Source organism: Pseudomonas sp. MNR3A, from assembly GCF_009650575.1.
In the GTDB taxonomy this organism is placed as follows: Bacteria; Pseudomonadota; Gammaproteobacteria; order Pseudomonadales; family Pseudomonadaceae; genus Aquipseudomonas; species Aquipseudomonas machongensis.
In genome coordinates, this window is record NZ_VZZS01000025.1 from 144,249 (window position 1) to 162,235 (window position 17,987).

The window sequence follows — 17,987 nt, forward strand, 5'->3', positions numbered from 1 at the left end:
TCAGTCCATTGCGGTTTCCAAATGGGCAAAATCAGGGCAGGATTTCCCTTTTTGCCGCCCTGCCCTGAAAAGAGGCTCTAGTTCATGAAATCAGTTTCCACGCTCGTTCTGCTGGCTGCCGTCGGCCTGGCCGCCGGCCCCCTGCAGGCCGCCCAGCCCGAGCCCGGCCTGACCGGCTGCGCCGCCAAGCGCAGCGCCATCGAAAACCAGTTGAGCGAAGCCCGCGCGCACAACAACAGTGCCCAGGTCGCAGGCCTGGAAAAAGCCCTGAGCGAAGTCACGGCCAACTGCACCGATAGCAGCCTGCGCAAGGAGCGCGAGCAGAAGGTGCTCGACGCCCGGCATGAAGTGAACCAGCGCACCAAGGACCTGGACAAGGCCATGAAGAAGGGCGACTCGGAGAAGATCAACAAGCGCAAGGAAAAGCTCGCCGACGCCAAGAAGGAACTGCAGGAAGCGGTCGACGAACTCGAGCGCTGAGGCCAGCGGCAAACGCGGTCGCTCCCACTCAGGGCACTGCAGATCATCAATGATTGCGAAACTCGGTATGACAGGCCTTGCACGCAGCCTCGACGCGGTCCATCGGTGCCTTCAGCCCAGCAGCATCCAATGGCTGGCTGCGGGTCACACCGACCAGCTCGCCGGTAACGCTCTCGAGCTGGCGGGCCAGGTCATGGAAACGCGCCTGGCGCTCCCAGACCTCAGGCCGGGCGCTGCTATCTCCCCCGTCACGAGCCTGCAGGAAGTGCTGCCAGGGTTCGTGGGCCAGGGTATCGAGCTTTACCGCCCCTTCGGCGAACCTCGCCCCATCGAACGGCAAGCGGCCGCGCAACATGCCGCCCAGGTCTTCACTGGTCTTGAGCATGTCCTTGAAGATTGCCTTGCGCTGGCCCAATGGCGAGTTCGGATCGACACGCTCGCAAGCGGTCAGGGTCAGGGTGGCGAGCAGCACTACGGTCAATCGCTTGAACATCACGGTCTCTTCGGCCTGCATGAACGGGTCGCCAGTATCGCCGCCCGCCGGGCAAAGACCAATAGCCACACAAAAGACAAGGGCGAATTTTCATCTCCGCCCGTAACAGGACCCCGCTTATGAAATCTGCTTTGCGCCCTCTGGCCTGGGTGCTCCCGGCCTTGGCCCTGCTGGCCGGCTGCAACGGCGGCGAGGGCACCAAGCCCGAGCCCCACGCCATCGCCACCTATACCGGTGCCACCTGGCAAGATTTGCCGAGCGTCACTGACAGCGACCTGGTCGCAGGCTTCCAGGCCTGGCGCAACGGCTGCGAGAAACTCAAGCGCGACCCGGTCTGGGCTGCGACGTGCAGCGCGGCGGCTGCGGTGCCGGGCGATCCGGCCCAGGTACGTGCCTTCCTGCAACAGAACCTGCAGGTCTACGGCCTGCGCTCCGCCGAGAACAACGCCAACGGCCTGATCACTGGTTACTACGAACCGGTCTACCCAGGCAGCCTGACGCGCACGGCACAAGCCCAGGTCCCCGTCTATGGCCCTCCCGACGACATGATCGTGGTCGACCTGGCCAGCGTATACCCGGAGCTCAAGGGCAAACGCCTTCGCGGCCGTATCGAAGGTCGTGTGCTCAAGCCCTACGACACCGCCGAAGTGATCAACCGCCAGGGTGTGAAGGCGCCGGTGCTGGCCTGGCTGACCGACCCGATGGACCTGCAATTCCTGCAGATCCAGGGCTCCGGTCGCGTGCAACTGGAGAGCGGCCGCCAATTGCGCCTGGGCTACGCCGACCAGAACGGCCACCCTTACCGACCGATCGGCCGCTGGCTGGTGGACCAGGGCCAGTTGAAGAAAGAAGACGTGACCATGGGCAGCATCCACGCCTGGGCCCAGGCCAACCCACAGCGGGTGCCGGAGCTTCTGGCGAGCAACCCGAGCTATGTGTTCTTCGCAGCAGGCCCCGACAGCGACGAGGGCCCGCGCGGCTCGCTCAACGTGCCATTGACCGCGGGCTACAGCGTGGCCATCGACCGCAAGGTGATTCCGCTGGGCAGCCTGCTGTGGCTGTCCACCACCCGACCAGATGGCTCGCCGGTGGTGCGCCCGGTAGGTGCGCAGGACACCGGCGGCGCGATCACCGGCGAGGTGCGCGCCGACCTGTTCTGGGGGACCGGCCCAGAGGCCGGCGAGCTGGCAGGGAACATGAAGCAGCAGGGGCAGATCTGGATGCTGTGGCCCAAAGGGGCTGCGCTGCCTGAAGTGCCGAAGGTGCCGTGATCGGTGGTTAAGCTATCGCGGGGCAAGCCCGCGATCGCTTCATGCCGATACGACGAACAACGACACGATCAACGCCAATCCGGCGAACCACACCAGCGAGCGCAACGCTGCCCAGTCCGCCAGGTAGCAGATGATGTACAGCAGGCGGCTGGTGATATACAGCACCGCCAGCACATCCTGGGTCACCTGCTCGGCGTTGCCGACGATATCCGCCACCAGCACTGCTGCGGCGAAGGCGGGAAACGCCTCGTAGCCGTTCTGCTGCGCCGCATGGGCGCGCCGAGGCAGGCCCGAGAGCGTGTCGAGAAAGGCTCGCGGATCATGGTTGTCGCTCAAGCCAAAACGGCCACTGGCGACTTTGGCAATCAATGCGCACAAAGGCGGCAGGACCAGGGCGATCAGGATGCACCACAGGGCAACGGTCATGGATAGGCTCCTCGTTCAGAAAGGTCAGAGCTTCATCACCAGCATGCCTGCCAGGACCAGCCCGCAAGCTAGGAGTCTCGGGCCGCCAAAAGGTTCTTTGAGATAGCGCATGCCCAACAGCACCACCAGGATCACACTGACCTCCCGCAGCGCCGCCGCCTCCGCCACCGACCCCAGATGCATGGCCCACAACACCAGGGCGTAACTCAGCAATACACACAGCCCGACCGCCAATCCAAGTCGCCATTGGCTGCGCCAGAACAGCACGAAGGGTTCACGTCGGGCCACGCCCGCCAGCACCGGGAACGGCCAGGCACTCAGCAGAGTGAGCCAGACCAGGTAGTCCCACGGTTTACCCCACAGGCGCACCGCCTGGCCGTCGAACCAGGTGTAGCAGCCGATGCACAGGCCGATCAGCGCCACCACCGGCAGCATCGACCAGGGCAGACGATCACCGCCACCGCCCTGCCAGAGCAGACAAGCCATGCCGCAGGGGATCAGCAGGATGCCAATGATCTGCTGGCCGCTCAGCGACTCACCGGCGAAAGCCAGGGTCAGCCCCAGCACCACCAGCGGCGACAATCCACGCATCAGAGGATAGACCAGGCCCAGGTCACCGACCCGGTAGGCCTTGATCAGCAGGACACGATAGATCTGCTCGGCCAGCGCCGAGGCCAGCAGCCACGGCCAGATCGCGGCCGGAGGGGGCTCGACGAACGCCACCGCGAGCACCGCGAAGACCAGCGCCACCGCGTCCATACTGGCGATCACCAGCAGGCGCTCCGCGCTGAACTTGATAAGGGTGTTCCAGGTGGCATGCAGCAGGGCGGCGATCAGGACGAGGGAAGTTGCCAGCACGCGGAAGGTTCCTTGAACAAGACTCGCGTCACTATATACGCGATCCGGGCAGCGCCTGTAGGCGCGGCTTCAGCCGTGAATTGAGGAACGATCCTGATAATTCCGGTCATAAGGTGTGTCCCGAGTGCTCCGTCAGGCCATCAAAGAACTGCCCGAGCTGTTCGGGTTACGACTTGGAAGCCATTGTCACAGGATTCAGGATGCTTGAATTAGTTGCCGCGTTCATCTGCCTCACCACCCTCCTCACCTATGTGAACTACCGTTTCATCGGCCTGCCGCCCGCCATCGGCGTGATGGTCACCGCCCTGCTGTTCTCACTGATCCTGCAAGGCCTGAGCCTGATCGGCTTTCCCGGCCTGGAGGAGCGCGTCGAAGGCTTGATGAACCAGATCGACTTCAATGACCTGCTGATGCACTGGATGCTGTCGTTCCTGCTGTTCGCGGGCGCGTTGCACGTCAACCTCGGCGACCTGCGCAGCTACCGCTGGCCAATCGGCCTGCTCGCCACCATCGGCGTTCTGATCGCCACCGTGGTAATCGGCTATCTCGCCCACTGGGTGTTCGCGATGTTCGGCTGGGACGTACCGCTGATCTACTGCCTGCTCTTCGGCGCGCTGATCTCGCCGACCGACCCCATCGCGGTGCTCGGTGCACTGCGTACCGCCAACGCCTCCAAACCGCTGAAGACCACCATCGTTGGTGAGTCGCTGTTCAACGACGGTACCGCGGTGGTGGTGTTCACCGTGCTGCTGGGCATCATCCAGCTCGGCGAGACGCCAAGCGTTTCCGACACCGCCATCCTGTTCGCCCGCGAAGCCGTAGGCGGCGTGGTGTTCGGTGGGCTGATCGGCTACGCCACCTACCGCATGATCAAGAGCATCGAGCAGTATCAGGTCGAGGTGATGCTGACCTTGGCGCTGGTGATCGGCGGCTCGGCCATGTGCTACGAACTGCACGTGTCGGCGCCGATCGCCATGGTGGTAGCCGGCCTGATCATCGGCAACCTGGGGCGTAACCTGGCGATGAACGACATGACCCGTCGCTACATGGATGGTTTCTGGGAGCTGATCGACGACATGCTCAACGCCCTGCTCTTCGCCCTGATCGGCCTGGAGCTGTTGCTGCTGCCGTTCAACTGGCTGCACCTGGCAGCGGGTGGCGTGCTGGCGGTCGCGGTGCTGGCATCGCGCCTGTTGACCGTGGCGCCAGCCATCGTCTTGCTGCGGCGCTGGCGCGAAGTGCCACGTGGCACGGTGCGGGTACTGACCTGGGGAGGCTTGCGCGGGGGTGTATCGGTGGCCCTGGCGCTGTCGCTGCCGGTGGGTGACGAACGCGACCTGCTGCTGTCGATCACCTACATCGTGGTGCTGTCGTCGATCCTGGTGCAGGGGCTGACAATCGGCAAGGTGGTGCGCCGGGTAAGCGCCCAGCCGTGATTACGATGGCGCGCACTTCGCGGACAAGCTCGCGAAGTGCGCCGCACGGTTTCCAGCTCTACTCCACCGCCGAATCCGGGAACTGATCCTGGATGTACTTGATCTCGGTGCGCCCGTGCGGTGCCGGCAGGCCATCCTCGCCCAGGTTGACGAAGACCATCTTGTCGACGGTGAGGATGCTCTTGCGGGTGATCTTGTTGCGCACTTCGCACTGCAGGGTGATCGAGGTGCGACCGAACTCGGTGGCGGTGATACCCAGCTCGATGATCTCGCCCTGGCGCGAGGCGCTGACGAAGTTGATCTCGGAAATATACTTGGTCACCACCCGCTGGTTGCCCAACTGGACGATGGCGTAGATCGCCGCTTCCTCGTCGATCCAGCGCAACAGGCTGCCACCGAACAGGGTGCCGTTGGGATTGAGGTCTTCGGGTTTTACCCATTTGCGCGTGTGGAAATTCATTACAACTCCTGACGTGCCTGACTGACGTGGGGTAATGATGGCAGACCCGCCGGTCAGCCTCCATTGAACATCGACTATCGTCGCGATAAATCGACAGAAAGTCTTGGGTGTGTCACACGGGCGCGGCTATAATCTCGCCGTTTTCCAATGGCCACCCGCTGCGGTGGTCATCCCGCCACCTGTCCGAGGGGCGCTGCAGCAGGTTCACCTGTCAGGCTCGGATGGGGCGTTGTCCGCTGCTGCGGACGCTCAACGCACAACGGCGCCCATTCGCACACTACGAATGGAGGCTCTTCATGAGCGCTGTAAACACGCCCGCTGGTTTTTCCGACTTCAAGGTCGCCGACATCTCCCTGGCCGACTGGGGCCGCAAGGAAGTCATCATCGCCGAATCGGAAATGCCCGCACTGATGGGCCTGCGCCGCAAGTATCAAGCCGAGCAACCGCTCAAGGGCGCGAAGATCATCGGCTGCATCCACATGACCATCCAGACCGCCGTGCTGATCGAGACCCTCATCGCCCTGGGCGCCGAAGTGCGCTGGTCGTCCTGCAACATCTTCTCCACCCAGGACCAGGCTGCTGCCGCCATCGCCGCTGCCGGTATCCCGGTGTTCGCCTGGAAAGGCGAAACCGAGCAGGAGTACGAGTGGTGCATCGAGCAGACCATCCTGAAAGATGGCCAGCCCTGGGACGCCAACATGGTTCTGGACGACGGCGGTGACCTGACCGAAATCCTGCACAAGAAATACCCGGCCATGCTGGACAAGATCCACGGCGTGACCGAAGAGACCACCACTGGCGTGCACCGCCTGCTGGACATGCTGGCCAAAGGCGAGCTGAAAGTCCCGGCGATCAACGTCAACGACTCGGTCACCAAGAGCAAGAACGACAACAAGTACGGCTGCCGTCACAGCCTGAACGACGCCATCAAGCGCGGCACCGACCACCTGCTGTCGGGCAAGCAGGCCCTGGTGATCGGCTACGGCGACGTGGGCAAGGGCTCGGCCCAGTCCCTGCGTCAGGAAGGCATGATCGTCAAGGTCACCGAAGTCGACCCGATCTGCGCCATGCAGGCCTGCATGGACGGCTTCGAAGTGGTCTCGCCGTTCAAGGACGGTATCAACACCGGTACCGAAGCTGGCATCAACAAGGACCTGCTGGGCCGCATCGACCTGATCGTCACCACCACCGGTAACGTCAACGTCTGCGACGCCAACATGCTCAAGGCCCTGAAAAAGCGCGCAGTGGTCTGCAACATCGGTCACTTCGACAACGAGATCGACACCGCCTTCATGCGCAAGAACTGGGCATGGGAAGAGGTCAAGCCACAGGTGCACAAGATCCACCGCACCGGCGCCGGCACCTTCGATCCGCAGAATGACGACTACCTGATCCTGCTGGCCGAAGGTCGTCTGGTGAACCTGGGCAACGCCACCGGCCACCCGAGCCGCATCATGGACGGCTCGTTCGCCAACCAGGTACTGGCGCAGATCTTCCTGTTCGAGCAGAAGTTCGCCGAGCTGCCAGCTGCGAAGAAGGCCGAGCGCCTGACCGTCGAAGTGCTGCCCAAGAAGCTCGACGAAGAAGTGGCCCTGGAAATGGTCCGCGGCTTCGGCGGTGTAGTCACCCAGCTGACCCCACAGCAGGCCGAGTACATCGGCGTGACTGTCGAAGGCCCGTTCAAGCCCGACGCGTACCGCTACTAAGCGGCGAGCGGCGCGCACTGCGCGCCGCAGCAGCGCAAGGATCTGAACGACGCCCAAGCCAGATCGGCCATCACCGATCTGGCTTTTATTTGCAGCTTGGCGCTTGAAGCACGCTGCCAGAGGAACGACCGATGTCCCAGGAACGCCGCTACAGTTTCGAGTTCTTCCCGACCAAGACCGATGCCGGTCACGAAAAACTCATGGCCGTTGCCCGTCAACTGGCCACCTATAACCCCGACTTCTTCTCCTGCACCTACGGCGCCGGCGGCTCGACTCGCGACCGCACGCTGAACACCGTGCTGCAACTGGAAAACGAAGTGAAGGTCCCGGCAGCCCCGCACCTGTCGTGCGTCGGCGACAGCAAGGACGACCTGCGCGCCCTGATCGCCGAATACAAGGCGGCCGGAATCAAGCGCATCGTCGCCCTGCGCGGTGACCTGCCATCCGGCATGGGCATGGCCAGTGGCGAATTGCGCCATGCCAGCGACCTGGTCGAGTTCATCCGCCAGGAAACCGGTGACCACTTCCACCTGGAAGTTGCCGCCTACCCCGAAATGCATCCGCAGGCGCACAACTTCGAGGACGACCTGGCCAACTTCGTGCACAAGGTCAAGGCCGGTGCCGACAGCGCCATCACCCAGTACTTCTTCAACGCCGACAGCTACTTCTACTTCGTCGAGCGCGTACAGAAGCTGGGCGTGGATATTCCGGTAGTGCCCGGCATCATGCCGATCACCAACTACAGCAAGCTGGCGCGCTTCTCCGACGCCTGTGGTGCCGAGATTCCGCGCTGGATCCGCAAGCAGCTGGAAGCCTACGGCGACGATGCCACCAGCATCCAGGCATTCGGTGAAGAAGTGATCAGCAAGATGTGCGAAGAGCTGCTGCAAGGTGGCGCGCCGGGCCTGCACTTCTACACGCTGAACCAGGCCGAGCCGAGCCTGGCGATCTGGAACAACCTCAAGCTGCCGCGCTGAAACCTATTGGTAACAATAGCTTAAGCAATGATTAAGGCTCCGAACGTAGATTGGAGCCTTGATCATTCAAGCTGATGCCAGGTTTCCCTCGATGCAGCCGTGTAACCGTGACACCCCGCAACTCGTCTACCTCGCCTTCGGCCCGGCTACCTATCACCAGGAAGCCTGCTTCAGCATCGTCAGCGCCCTGGCCAACCTGCGCAAGACGCCAGGTGAAGCCATGGACATCCAGGTCTACACCGACAACCCCGAACCCTACGCCAAGCTGCCCGTCACCGTGCACCTGCTCGATGAGCACACGCGTACAACCTGGAACCAGCCGCACGGGTATCACTTTCGCAGCAAGCACGTGCTGCTGCGCCATGTCCTTGAGCAGCACCCGCTGGCAGTGCTGATCGATACCGATACCTTTTTCCGCCAATCGCCCATAGGGCTGTTCCGCCGGGTAAAGCCCGGCAGCCTGCTGTGCAATGCCATTGGCGGTCGCTACGGCGAAAACCAGAAGTGCCTGCTGTACAAGAACCTGCTGACGCTTCTGCAACAGCGTGGCCTGGCCGACTGCCAGATGCCGCTGGTCAACTCTGGCGTCATGGGCCTGACTGCACAGGATGCAACGATCCTGGACCACTCCATCGCACTGATGGACGAGCTTTATCCCCTGGCGCGCGAGGCCTATACGCTCGAGGAGTTCTGCCTGGCGGTCGCCGCCTACCGCAAGCTTCAACTGGCCACCTGCACCGACGTCATCCATCACTATTGGAGCCGCAAGGCCCAGTTCCGTGCCAAGATCCAGGCGTGGTTGCGCAAGCACGGCGACGATCCATTCGGCGAGGCCGCGATGGCCGACATCACGCTGGTCAACGATCAACTGCCTCGCCCCCCCACCCTGCACCGCCTCGGCTACAAGGCCATGAGCCTCACGCTACCCACTCGTCACCGCCAGTTCGCCCGTGAACTGCTCTATGGCTGCTACCCCTACGACAACGAATTCGACCGTGCCTGCGCCACGGCGTGGTGGGACAAGGCCCTGGAAAACGTCAATCAGCGCCAGGGCGGCATGAGCCCCGAGCAACTGCGCGAATGCTTGCGCCAACCCGGCCTTCGTCTGTCGCTGGGCACGCGTCACAAAGATATCGAACGGCATCTGATCGACGCACAGCAAGCCTGAGTACAGCCCTGCTGGCGATCGCGGAGCGCCCCTGTACTGCCCAGCATGCGCGCAACGCAAACTCCGCCGAACATTTTCTCGACGCCGTTGAGCAGCAGGATCGCAGCACATCGCGATAGCTCTGTTATACTCGGGCCTTCCCGCCCGGCTCACGCCCGGACGCTCGGCCTCGCAAAAGGCATCTCGACCAGCAGCGACGCACCCTCAAGTGCCCGCCCGCCGCCTCCAGGATGCGCAGTGTAAGCCCAGCTGGACCGGACGCGATCGCATCCCACCGATGCCAGTCGCGCCAGGCAGAACATCCCACAGGGCCCAGCCCAAACGAGAACAGGATTGCCCATGTCCTTTGCTTCCCTCGGTCTCTCCGAGGCACTTGTCCGCGCTATCGAGGCTGCGGGCTACACCCAGCCTACCCCGGTGCAACAGCGGGCCATTCCCGCCGTGTTGCAAGGCCGCGACCTGATGGTCGCCGCGCAGACTGGCACTGGTAAAACCGGTGGCTTCGCCCTGCCGATCCTCGAGCGCCTGTTCCCAGGTGGCCACCCCGACAAATCGCAGCGTCACGGCCCGCGCCAACCGCGCGTCCTGGTCCTGACCCCGACCCGCGAACTGGCCGCACAGGTCCACGACAGCTTCAAGATCTATGCCCGCGACCTGAACTTCATCAGCGCCTGCATCTTCGGCGGCGTCGGCATGAACCCACAGATCCAGGCGATGGCCAAGGGTGTCGACGTTCTGGTCGCCTGCCCGGGCCGTCTGCTCGACCTGGCCGGCCAAGGCAGCGTCGACCTGTCCAAGGTGGAAATTCTCGTTCTGGACGAAGCCGACCGCATGCTCGACATGGGCTTCATCCATGACGTGAAGAAAGTCCTCGCACGCCTGCCGGCCAAGCGCCAGAACCTGCTGTTCTCGGCGACCTTCTCCAAGGACATCACCGACCTCGCCGACAAGTTGCTGCACAACCCCGAGCGCATCGAGGTCACGCCGCCCAATACCACCGTCGAGCGTATCGAGCAGCGCGTCTACCGCCTGCCTGCCAGCCACAAGCGCGCGCTGCTGGCCCACCTGATCACCCTCGGCGCCTGGGAACAGGTGCTGGTCTTCACCCGTACCAAGCACGGCGCCAACCGCCTTGCCGAGTACCTCGAAAAGCACGGTCTGACCGCTGCCGCGATCCACGGCAACAAGAGCCAGAATGCGCGCACCAAGGCTCTGGCCGACTTCAAGGCCAACAGCGTGCGAGTGCTGGTCGCCACTGACATCGCCGCCCGCGGCCTGGATATCGACCAGTTGCCGCACGTGGTCAACTTCGAACTGCCCAATGTCGAGGAAGACTACGTTCACCGCATCGGTCGTACTGGCCGTGCTGGCCGCTCCGGTGAAGCCATTTCGCTGGTGGCACCTGACGAAGAGAAACTGCTCAAGAGCATCGAGCGGGTAACCAAGCAGAGGATCCCGGATGGCGACCTGATGGGCTTCGATGCCTCGCAGGTCGAGGCCGAGAAACCCGAGGTGCGCGAGCGCCAGCAGAACAACGGCCGCGGCGGGCGCAACCAGCAGCAACGTGCCGAAGGCAGCAAGGAAGGCAGCGGCGGGCGCAAGGACAAGGGCAAGGACAAAGGCAAGACCAAGCAACAGGCCGCCGACAAGCCTGCCGACAAGGGCACTGCAGGCGACAAGCCGCAGCAGAAGAAGCAGGAGCCACGCAAGCAGCGCGACAACAGGAAGCCGCGTCAGCAGCAGGCCGGCCAGGCCCAAGGCAATGCCCCCAAAGTACCCGCCGATCGCGACCCGGAAGAGTTCCTGGACGACGATATCGACAACTTCGGCAACCGCGCCGACTACGTCAGCCCTTACCAGAACGGCAAGAACCAGGGCCGCAACCGTCGCCCGGGCGGCAACGGCGGCCAGGCCCAAGGCCAGGGGCAGCGTTCGGGTTCGGGCCAGCCTCGCAACAACAACGGTAGCGGCGGCCAGCGCCAGGGCGGCCAGGGTTCTGGCGAGAAGCGCCCCCGCAACAACAATGGTGGTGGTGCACGCCGCGATGGCAACCCGGGCCGTGCGCGCCGGGACGACAGCAACCGCCAGGAACCTGCCGTGCGCAATCCGCGCGAGTCGCAGAGCACGCCTGTGATCATCCGCAAGGAATCCAAGCTCGACCGCTACCCGACGCCCGAGCAACTGGATGACCTGCCGAGCCGCCCACGTGGCGAGCGTCCGGCGCTGTTGACCCGCAAGGGCTGACAGAAACGACAAGGGGCCGCATAGCGGCCCCTTGTCGTTTCAGATGACGCGAATCACTTCTGCTTCACGCCTTCCAGGCTGATGTCCAGATCCAGGGTCTGGGAAGTCGGGCCTGGGCCCTTGATGCCAAAGTCGTTCAGGTTCAGCGTGGTCTTGGCGTTGAAGCCAGCGCGCTCGCCACCCCACGGGTCCTTGCCCTCGCCGTTGAACACGGCCTTGAAGGTGACCGGCTTGGTCACGCCATGCAGGGTCAGGTCGCCGGTCACGTCGGCAGTCTTGTCACCGGTGGACTTGACGGCCGTGGAGACGAACTTGGCGTCGGGATATTTCTTCACGTCCAGGAAGTCGGCGCTGGCGATGTGCTTGTCGCGCTCGGCATGGTTGGACCACAGGCTGGCAGTCTTCAGGTCGACGCTGATCTTGCTGGCTTCAGGCTTGGCGCTGTCCCAGGAGAACGAGCCGTCGAAGTCCTTGAATGTGCCGTGGATGAAGCTGTAGCCCAGGTGGCTGATCTTCCAGTCGACGAAAGCATGCTGGCCTTCCTTGTCGATCTTGTAGTCAGCGGCCATGGCCTGACCAGCGCCAATCAGAGCGGTACCGAGCGCCAGGGCGGCAAAAGTCTTTTTCAACATCCTTACTTCCTTCATTTGCAATTGAGGTTGAGAGTCAAGCTTTGCGGCCCAGCATACGAGCCAGGGTCGCGTCACGGTCAATGAAATGGTGTTTCAAGGCTGCCAGGGCATGCAGGATGGCGAAAATCACCAGCCCCCAGGCCAGATACAGGTGAATCACACCGGCAGTGTCCGCCTGATCGGGCAGGTTGCTGACCAGTGCCGGTACTTCGAACAGGCCGAATACCGGAATGCCGACACCATCGGCAGTGGAGATCAGGTAGCCGGCGGCCATGACCGCGAACAACCCCAGATACAGCGCCAGGTGCCCCAGCTTGGCGGCCATGCGGGTGAGTGACCCGTGGCTGGCCGGAGCCGGTGGAGGTGGGCTGATCAAACGCCAGAGTACGCGCAGCAGCATGACAGCCAGTAATACCAGGCCAATGCTCTTGTGCAGGTCGGGCCCGGCTTTGCGCCAAGGATCGTAGTAGTCGAGACCGACCATCCACAGGCCCAGACCGAACAACCCGAATACGACAAGGGCCACGCCCCAGTGCAGGAAGATGCTGACCGCACCATAGCGAGAAGCAGAATTGCGCAGTTGCATGTTGGCGTATTCCCCGTGAAAGCTGTGCACAAGATAACGCGATAAGTATCGAAATAAAGCGGAAAAGTCCGCTTCTTATAATCGAGAAAATCGATAGCTTATTTTGAATTCATCCAATTAAGAAAACATTAACGGTAGGCGAACGCGGGGGGACTTGCCAGGCCAGGCAACAGCGCGGGCACATCGCGGCAATGCCACGAGTGCCCGCAATGACCAATCAGTTGGCCTTGGCCTGAGTGTCGGTCGAGGGTTTCTTCTTGACCGGCTCGGCTTTTGCGGCGGCCTTCTTCACCGGCTCCGTCTTGCTGGCCTGCTTGGCCGGCGGCTTGTGCGCTGGTGCGTGCTTGGCAGGTGCCGCCTTGGTCGGTGCAGCCTTGGCGGGTTGGGCCTTGACCGGTTCTTCCTTGGCCACAGGCGCAACGGCCGGCGCCGCTGGTGCGGCTGCAGGAGCAGGAGCTGGCGGCGCGGGTGTCGGCTCGGCGGCCTTGGTCACCGGCTCGGTCTTGGCCACCGGTTTGTCGTCGCCACCGAACAGACGGGAGAAGAAGCCAGGCTTGTTGTCCTTGGCGGCTGCCGCGCCGACTGCCGCAGCGCCCGCAGCGGCAGCGACCGGCGCCGCCTTGACCACTGGATCGAAGGATTTGCCAGCGGCCAGGTCCTCGACCTGGCCCGCGGCACGCTGGCCACTGCGCAGCGCGCCTTCCAGGGTGCCCGGGTAAAGTGCATCGGTGTGTTCGCCAGCAAAGGCGACACGTTGCACCGGGCGCTCCCACAGACGCCAGTACTTGCTGATCTGCCCCGGCCCGTAGGCCAGGTAGGCGCCGCCGGTGCCGGCGTCGGTGCTGTAGCGCTTGACCTCGTAACCGGTAAAGGCGCCACGAGCCTGAGGGTAGAAGGCATGCAGGCGAATCAGCACCTGGTCGACCATCTGCTTGTCACCGAAGGCCTGCAGCAGGCGGGCGTTGTCGCCGGACAGGTTGATCACCACATTGGCACCGCCCTTGAGCGCCGGTTCGATCCACAGCATGCCCAGGCCTGCGTTGCTGAAGATCTCGCCCGACATACGCGAGCGGCTCTCCCAGACCGGGTTCTTGAACTTGAGCAGCAACTGGTCGCGCCAGCCGTAGTTGGTGCCTTTGAGTGCCGCCAGATGCTGGTTGTCCAGTCCCGGCGTCATCTGGATCTTGGCCAGCGCGCGCAGCGGCACGGCAAGGACCAGATAGTCAGCCTGGTAGCCCACGGCCCCCACCTTGACGGTGACGCCGTCCTTGTCCTGGACGATGGCGGTGACCGGCGAACTGGTCTTGATGGTCTTGAGTTGCTTGACGAAGGCCTGTGCCAGCACCGGACTGCCGCCAGGCAGGCGTGCCGCACGCAGGTCTCGGTCGCCAACCCCACGATAGACCCGGCTCTGCTGGGCGAAATAGAGCAACGACAGGCGCGAGGGCTCGTCATAGCGGGTACGGATCTGCTGGTTGATCAACTGACGGGCGGTCGCTGGCAGTTGCAGCTTGTCCAGCCAGGTGGAGACGTTGATCTGATCGAGGGCGAACAACGTGCTGTTGGCAGCCGGGTTCAGCGGGTCATCGATCGAACGGGCCAGGTCATCGAGGGTCTTCTCGTAGCGCTTGATCGCCTCGGCGGTCGCGGGCTGCTTGGTGGCGAGGTCGGTCGCGCTGAAGTACTCACCGTCGATCAGGTAGCCTGGGGTACGCACGAACTCGGGCGCAGGCAAGGTTTCCAGCTTGAAGCGGTCCAGGTATTGATTGAGTACCGGTTGCGCCTTGTTGTTGCCGATCCACTCGCTGGTCGCCAGCCCCGAACGGCCACCCATGCCGCCCTTGGCTTCGAGCAGGGTCACCTGCCAGCCCTTGGACTGCAGCTCGTAGGCTGCCGTCAGGCCGGCCAGGCCACCACCGACGACAATGGCCGTGGGGGTCTTGTCCTTCGCCAGCGCACCAGCGCTGGATGCACCAATCAATACCAACGCGCACAGGCGCACCCAAGCAGCAGCCATGTCGGCGAACTCCGGATCAGAAGCGAAATGTAAGTGGGGAGGATCTCCCCAGGAGAGAAGCGCTAAGAATACGTCAGGTCCCAGGAGCCTGCCAGCACAGCGCTATCAAGTGCTTCGAATGGTTCAGGTTTCTGTGGTGGGTCCTTCGCGGCGGTTCGGCGTCCCGAGAAGCCAGCTCCCACACAAGCCTGCACAAAATCCAAGGTTGTTCCTGGGGGTGCCTTTGCTTAGGCTTACGCCGTCCTACTTGCCACCCCAGCCAGGAGATCCGCCCATGGGCCTGAATCAACAGTGGATGCAGCGCGACCTCAAGGTCCTGTGGCACCCCTGCACCCAGATGAAAGACCACGAGAGCCTGCCGCTGATCCCGATTCGCCGCGGCGAGGGTGTCTGGCTCGAGGACTTCGAGGGCAAGCGCTATCTGGACGCGGTCAGCTCCTGGTGGGTCAACGTCTTCGGCCATGCCAATCCGCGCATCAACCAGCGCATCAAGGATCAGGTCGACCAGCTCGAACACGTCATCCTTGCAGGCTTCAGCCATCAGCCGGTGATCGAGCTGTCCGAGCGCCTGGTGGCCATGACCCCGGCCGGGCTGGATCGAGTGTTCTACGCCGACAACGGCTCGTCATGCATCGAAGTGGCGCTGAAGATGAGCTTCCACTACTGGCAGAACAAGGGCCACGGCGCCAAGAAACGCTTCGTCACCCTGACCAACAGCTACCACGGCGAAACCATCGCCGCGATGTCGGTCGGCGACGTGCCGCTGTTCACCGAAACCTACAAGGCCCTGCTGCTCGACACCATCAAGGTGCCCAGCCCTGATTGCTACCTGCGCCCTGAGGGCATGGGCTGGGAGGAACACTCGCGCAACATGTTCGCAGCCATGGAGCAGACCCTGGCCGAACACCACGCCACGATTGCCGCGGTCATCGTCGAGCCGCTGATCCAGGGCGCTGGCGGCATGCGCATGTATCATCCGGTCTACCTCAAGCTGCTGCGCGAAGCCTGCGACCGTTACGGTGTGCACCTGATCCATGACGAAATCGCCGTCGGTTTCGGCCGCACCGGCACGATGTTCGCCTGCGAGCAGGCCGGTATCCGCCCAGACTTCCTCTGCCTGTCCAAGGCCCTGACCGGTGGCTACCTGCCACTGGCCGCCTGCCTGACCACCGATGACGTGTACCAGGCCTTCTACGACGACTACCCGACCCTGCGCGCCTTCCTCCATTCGCACAGCTACACCGGCAACCCACTGGCCTGCGCCGCGGCGCTGGCGACCCTGGACATCTTCGAGCAGGACCAGGTGATCGACGCCAACAAGGCGCTGTCGGCGCGCATGGCCAGCGCCACCGCGCACCTGGTCGATCACCCGAACGTGGCCGAAGTGCGCCAGACCGGCATGGCTCTGGCCATCGAGATGGTCAAGGACAAGGCCGGCAAGGTCGCCTACCCGTGGCAGGAACGCCGCGGCCTGAAGGTCTTCGAGCATGCCCTGAGCCGCGGCGCGCTGTTGCGTCCGCTGGGCAGCGTGGTGTATTTCCTGCCGCCCTACGTGATCACCCCGGAGCAGATCGACTTCCTGGCCGAAGTGGCCAGCGAAGGCATCGACATCGCCACCCGTGACAGTGTCAGCGTGGCGGTGCCGGCCGATTTCCATCCCGACTTCCGCGATCCAGGCTAGGCCTCAGTCCCCACGCGCACCCTGTGGGAGCGGGTTTACCCGCGAATACGATGGTGGCCGCACCGCCGCATTCGCGGGTGAACCCGCTCCCACAGGGTCCATGCCCACCCTGCCACAGGGTCCATGTCCACCCTTTGCCCCGAGCCAAACCATGCGCCTCTCCCGTTTCTTCATCGACGTCCCCCTGAGCCTTGGCGAGCACGAGTTGCCCGAGGCCCAGGCCCACTACATCGGCCGCGTGCTGCGCATGAGCGTCGGCGCCGCCGTGCAACTGTTCGACGGCAGCGGCCAGGAATACCTCGGCCAGTTGCTCGAAGTGGGCAAGAAATCCGTGCGGGTCAGCCTCGACCAGGCCCTGCCCGGCCAGCCCGATTCGCCGCTGCACATCCACCTCGGCCAGGGGCTGTCCCGTGGCGAGCGCATGGACTGGGCGATCCAGAAAGCCACTGAGCTGGGCGTCAACCAAATCACCCCGATCGTCAGCGAGCGCTGCGAAGTGCGTCTGAAGGACGAGCGCGCCGACAAGCGCCTGGCTCACTGGCGCCAGGTGGCGATCAGCGCCTGCGAACAATGCGGGCGCTCCACGCTGCCAGTGATCCACCCGCCGGTGACCCTGGCCGAATGGTTGAAAGACAGCGATGCCGATCTCAAGCTGGTCCTGCACCCGGTGGCCGAGCCGCTGACCAGCCACGACAAACCGACACGTCTGGCCTTTCTGATCGGACCTGAGGGTGGCTTGAGCGATGCCGAAGTCGATCAGGCCAAGGGCGCCGGCTTCCACGCCGCCCGCCTCGGCCCTCGCGTACTGCGCACCGAGACGGCGCCGGTGGTGGCGCTATCGGTGGCGCAGCAGCTGTGGGGCGATTTCTAAGCTCAGCCCCTATAGCACGTAGAAGTACACCGCGACGAAGTGCATCAGGCTGCCAGCGATGACGAACAGGTGCCAGATGCCGTGCCAGTGGCGAAAGCGGCTGTCGAAGGCGAAAAAGATGATGCCGACGGTGTACAGCACACCGCCGGCCGCCAGCCAGGCAAAGCCAGCGCCACCGAGGCTGTGGAGCAGCGGCTTAACCGCCACCAGCACGATCCAGCCCATCACCGCGTAGATGATGATCGAGAGGATCCGTGCCTCGGAGCGCGGTTTGATCTCCTGGAGCATGCCGATCACCGCCAGGCCCCAGACGATGCCGAACAGGCTCCAGCCCCAGGGCCCGCGCAGACTGACTAGGCAGAACGGTGTATAGCTGCCGGCGATGAGCAGGTAGATCGACAGGTGATCGAGCTTGCGCATGACCACCTTCGCCCGGCCGCGCGTGCTGTGATAGAGCGTGGAAATGCTGTAGAGCAACAGCAGCGTAAAGCCGTAGATGGAGAAGCTGACGATCTTCCAGGGGTCGCCCTGCAAGCCCGCGACGACGATCAGCCAGATGGCACCGATACAGGCCAGGACAGCACCGACCAGGTGGGTCCAGGCGTTGAAGCGTTCACCGTAGTACATGCAGGCTCAGACCTCCACAAGGCCAATGGGTTCCTGGCGGGCAGTGGCGCGACA

The 17,987-nt window shown here is 63.6% G+C and carries 17 protein-coding genes and 1 riboswitch; of the genes, 9 read left to right on the forward strand and 8 right to left on the reverse strand.

The window, feature by feature from the left end:
- The first annotated feature begins 84 nt into the window (after window positions 1-84).
- The gene (locus F6X62_RS17385) at window positions 85-480 is read left to right on the forward strand and encodes a DUF1090 domain-containing protein (RefSeq protein ID WP_054894818.1); all 396 of its coding nucleotides are present in this window, start codon (window positions 85-87) and stop codon (window positions 478-480) included.
- Between the two features lie 46 nt (window positions 481-526).
- Here the strand turns inward: F6X62_RS17385 and F6X62_RS17390 are convergent, their stop codons facing one another.
- Window positions 527-973 (reverse strand): cytochrome c, encoded by a 447-nt coding sequence (locus F6X62_RS17390; RefSeq protein WP_153774289.1) that lies wholly within the window; start codon window positions 971-973, stop codon window positions 527-529.
- Window positions 974-1,092: 119 nt separating this feature from the next.
- Between F6X62_RS17390 and F6X62_RS17395 the strand changes: the two genes are divergently transcribed.
- Window positions 1,093-2,244 (forward strand): murein transglycosylase A, encoded by a 1,152-nt coding sequence (locus F6X62_RS17395; protein WP_063546522.1) that lies wholly within the window; start codon window positions 1,093-1,095, stop codon window positions 2,242-2,244.
- Between the two features lie 39 nt (window positions 2,245-2,283).
- Here the strand turns inward: F6X62_RS17395 and F6X62_RS17400 are convergent, their stop codons facing one another.
- Both F6X62_RS17400 and F6X62_RS17405 read right to left on the reverse strand, forming a co-directional pair.
- Window positions 2,284-2,670, reverse strand: coding sequence for an MAPEG family protein (locus tag F6X62_RS17400; RefSeq protein ID WP_065863850.1), 387 nt, complete (start codon window positions 2,668-2,670; stop codon window positions 2,284-2,286).
- Window positions 2,671-2,694: 24 nt separating this feature from the next.
- Window positions 2,695-3,528 (reverse strand): DMT family transporter, encoded by an 834-nt coding sequence (locus F6X62_RS17405; protein WP_153774253.1) that lies wholly within the window; start codon window positions 3,526-3,528, stop codon window positions 2,695-2,697.
- Between the two features lie 200 nt (window positions 3,529-3,728).
- On the opposite strand from F6X62_RS17405, the gene F6X62_RS17410 reads away from it, so the two are divergent.
- Window positions 3,729-4,964 (forward strand): sodium:proton antiporter, encoded by a 1,236-nt coding sequence (locus F6X62_RS17410; protein WP_065863852.1) that lies wholly within the window; start codon window positions 3,729-3,731, stop codon window positions 4,962-4,964.
- A gap of 58 nt (window positions 4,965-5,022) precedes the next feature.
- Here F6X62_RS17410 and F6X62_RS17415 read toward each other — a convergent pair whose 3' ends face one another.
- Entirely contained in the window at window positions 5,023-5,424 is a 402-nt protein-coding gene (locus tag F6X62_RS17415; protein WP_054894823.1) for an acyl-CoA thioesterase, read from the reverse strand.
- Between the two features lie 179 nt (window positions 5,425-5,603).
- Window positions 5,604-5,699, forward strand: a riboswitch (S-adenosyl-L-homocysteine riboswitch).
- Window positions 5,700-5,720: 21 nt separating this feature from the next.
- Here F6X62_RS17415 and ahcY point away from each other — a divergent pair.
- The 4 genes from ahcY (at window position 5,721) to F6X62_RS17435 (ending at window position 11,519) form a co-directional block, all read left to right on the forward strand.
- Window positions 5,721-7,130 (forward strand): adenosylhomocysteinase, encoded by a 1,410-nt coding sequence (ahcY, locus tag F6X62_RS17420; RefSeq protein WP_065863853.1) that lies wholly within the window; start codon window positions 5,721-5,723, stop codon window positions 7,128-7,130.
- A gap of 131 nt (window positions 7,131-7,261) precedes the next feature.
- Entirely contained in the window at window positions 7,262-8,107 is an 846-nt protein-coding gene (metF, locus tag F6X62_RS17425) for a methylenetetrahydrofolate reductase [NAD(P)H] (RefSeq protein WP_054894825.1), read from the forward strand.
- Between the two features lie 91 nt (window positions 8,108-8,198).
- Window positions 8,199-9,275, forward strand: a complete 1,077-nt coding sequence (locus F6X62_RS17430; protein WP_153774254.1) for a hypothetical protein — start codon at window positions 8,199-8,201, stop codon at window positions 9,273-9,275.
- Between the two features lie 339 nt (window positions 9,276-9,614).
- Window positions 9,615-11,519 carry a DEAD/DEAH box helicase gene (locus F6X62_RS17435; RefSeq protein ID WP_178117563.1) on the forward strand — a complete coding sequence of 635 codons (1,905 nt, stop codon included), beginning with the start codon at window positions 9,615-9,617 and terminating at the stop codon, window positions 11,517-11,519.
- A gap of 53 nt (window positions 11,520-11,572) precedes the next feature.
- On the opposite strand, the gene F6X62_RS17445 is transcribed toward F6X62_RS17435, so the two are convergent.
- The 3 genes from F6X62_RS17445 to F6X62_RS17455 form a co-directional block, all read right to left on the reverse strand.
- A complete protein-coding gene (locus F6X62_RS17445; RefSeq protein WP_054894828.1) occupies window positions 11,573-12,151 on the reverse strand; it encodes a YceI family protein in 579 nt (192 codons plus the stop codon).
- A gap of 34 nt (window positions 12,152-12,185) precedes the next feature.
- Window positions 12,186-12,737 (reverse strand): cytochrome b, encoded by a 552-nt coding sequence (locus tag F6X62_RS17450; protein ID WP_065863857.1) that lies wholly within the window; start codon window positions 12,735-12,737, stop codon window positions 12,186-12,188.
- A gap of 217 nt (window positions 12,738-12,954) precedes the next feature.
- The gene (locus F6X62_RS17455; RefSeq protein ID WP_153774256.1) at window positions 12,955-14,754 is read right to left on the reverse strand and encodes a flavin monoamine oxidase family protein; all 1,800 of its coding nucleotides are present in this window, start codon (window positions 14,752-14,754) and stop codon (window positions 12,955-12,957) included.
- Between the two features lie 274 nt (window positions 14,755-15,028).
- Here F6X62_RS17455 and F6X62_RS17460 point away from each other — a divergent pair, with 274 nt between their 5' ends.
- Window positions 15,029-16,435, forward strand: a complete 1,407-nt coding sequence (locus F6X62_RS17460) for an adenosylmethionine--8-amino-7-oxononanoate transaminase (protein ID WP_153774257.1) — start codon at window positions 15,029-15,031, stop codon at window positions 16,433-16,435.
- A gap of 151 nt (window positions 16,436-16,586) precedes the next feature.
- Window positions 16,587-17,306 carry a 16S rRNA (uracil(1498)-N(3))-methyltransferase gene (locus F6X62_RS17465; protein ID WP_153774258.1) on the forward strand — a complete coding sequence of 240 codons (720 nt, stop codon included), beginning with the start codon at window positions 16,587-16,589 and terminating at the stop codon, window positions 17,304-17,306.
- 9 nt (window positions 17,307-17,315) lie between these two features.
- Here F6X62_RS17465 and F6X62_RS17470 read toward each other — a convergent pair whose 3' ends face one another.
- Window positions 17,316-17,933, reverse strand: a complete 618-nt coding sequence (locus F6X62_RS17470) for a hemolysin III family protein (RefSeq protein ID WP_063546544.1) — start codon at window positions 17,931-17,933, stop codon at window positions 17,316-17,318.
- Window positions 17,934-17,987: the final 54 nt, after the last annotated feature.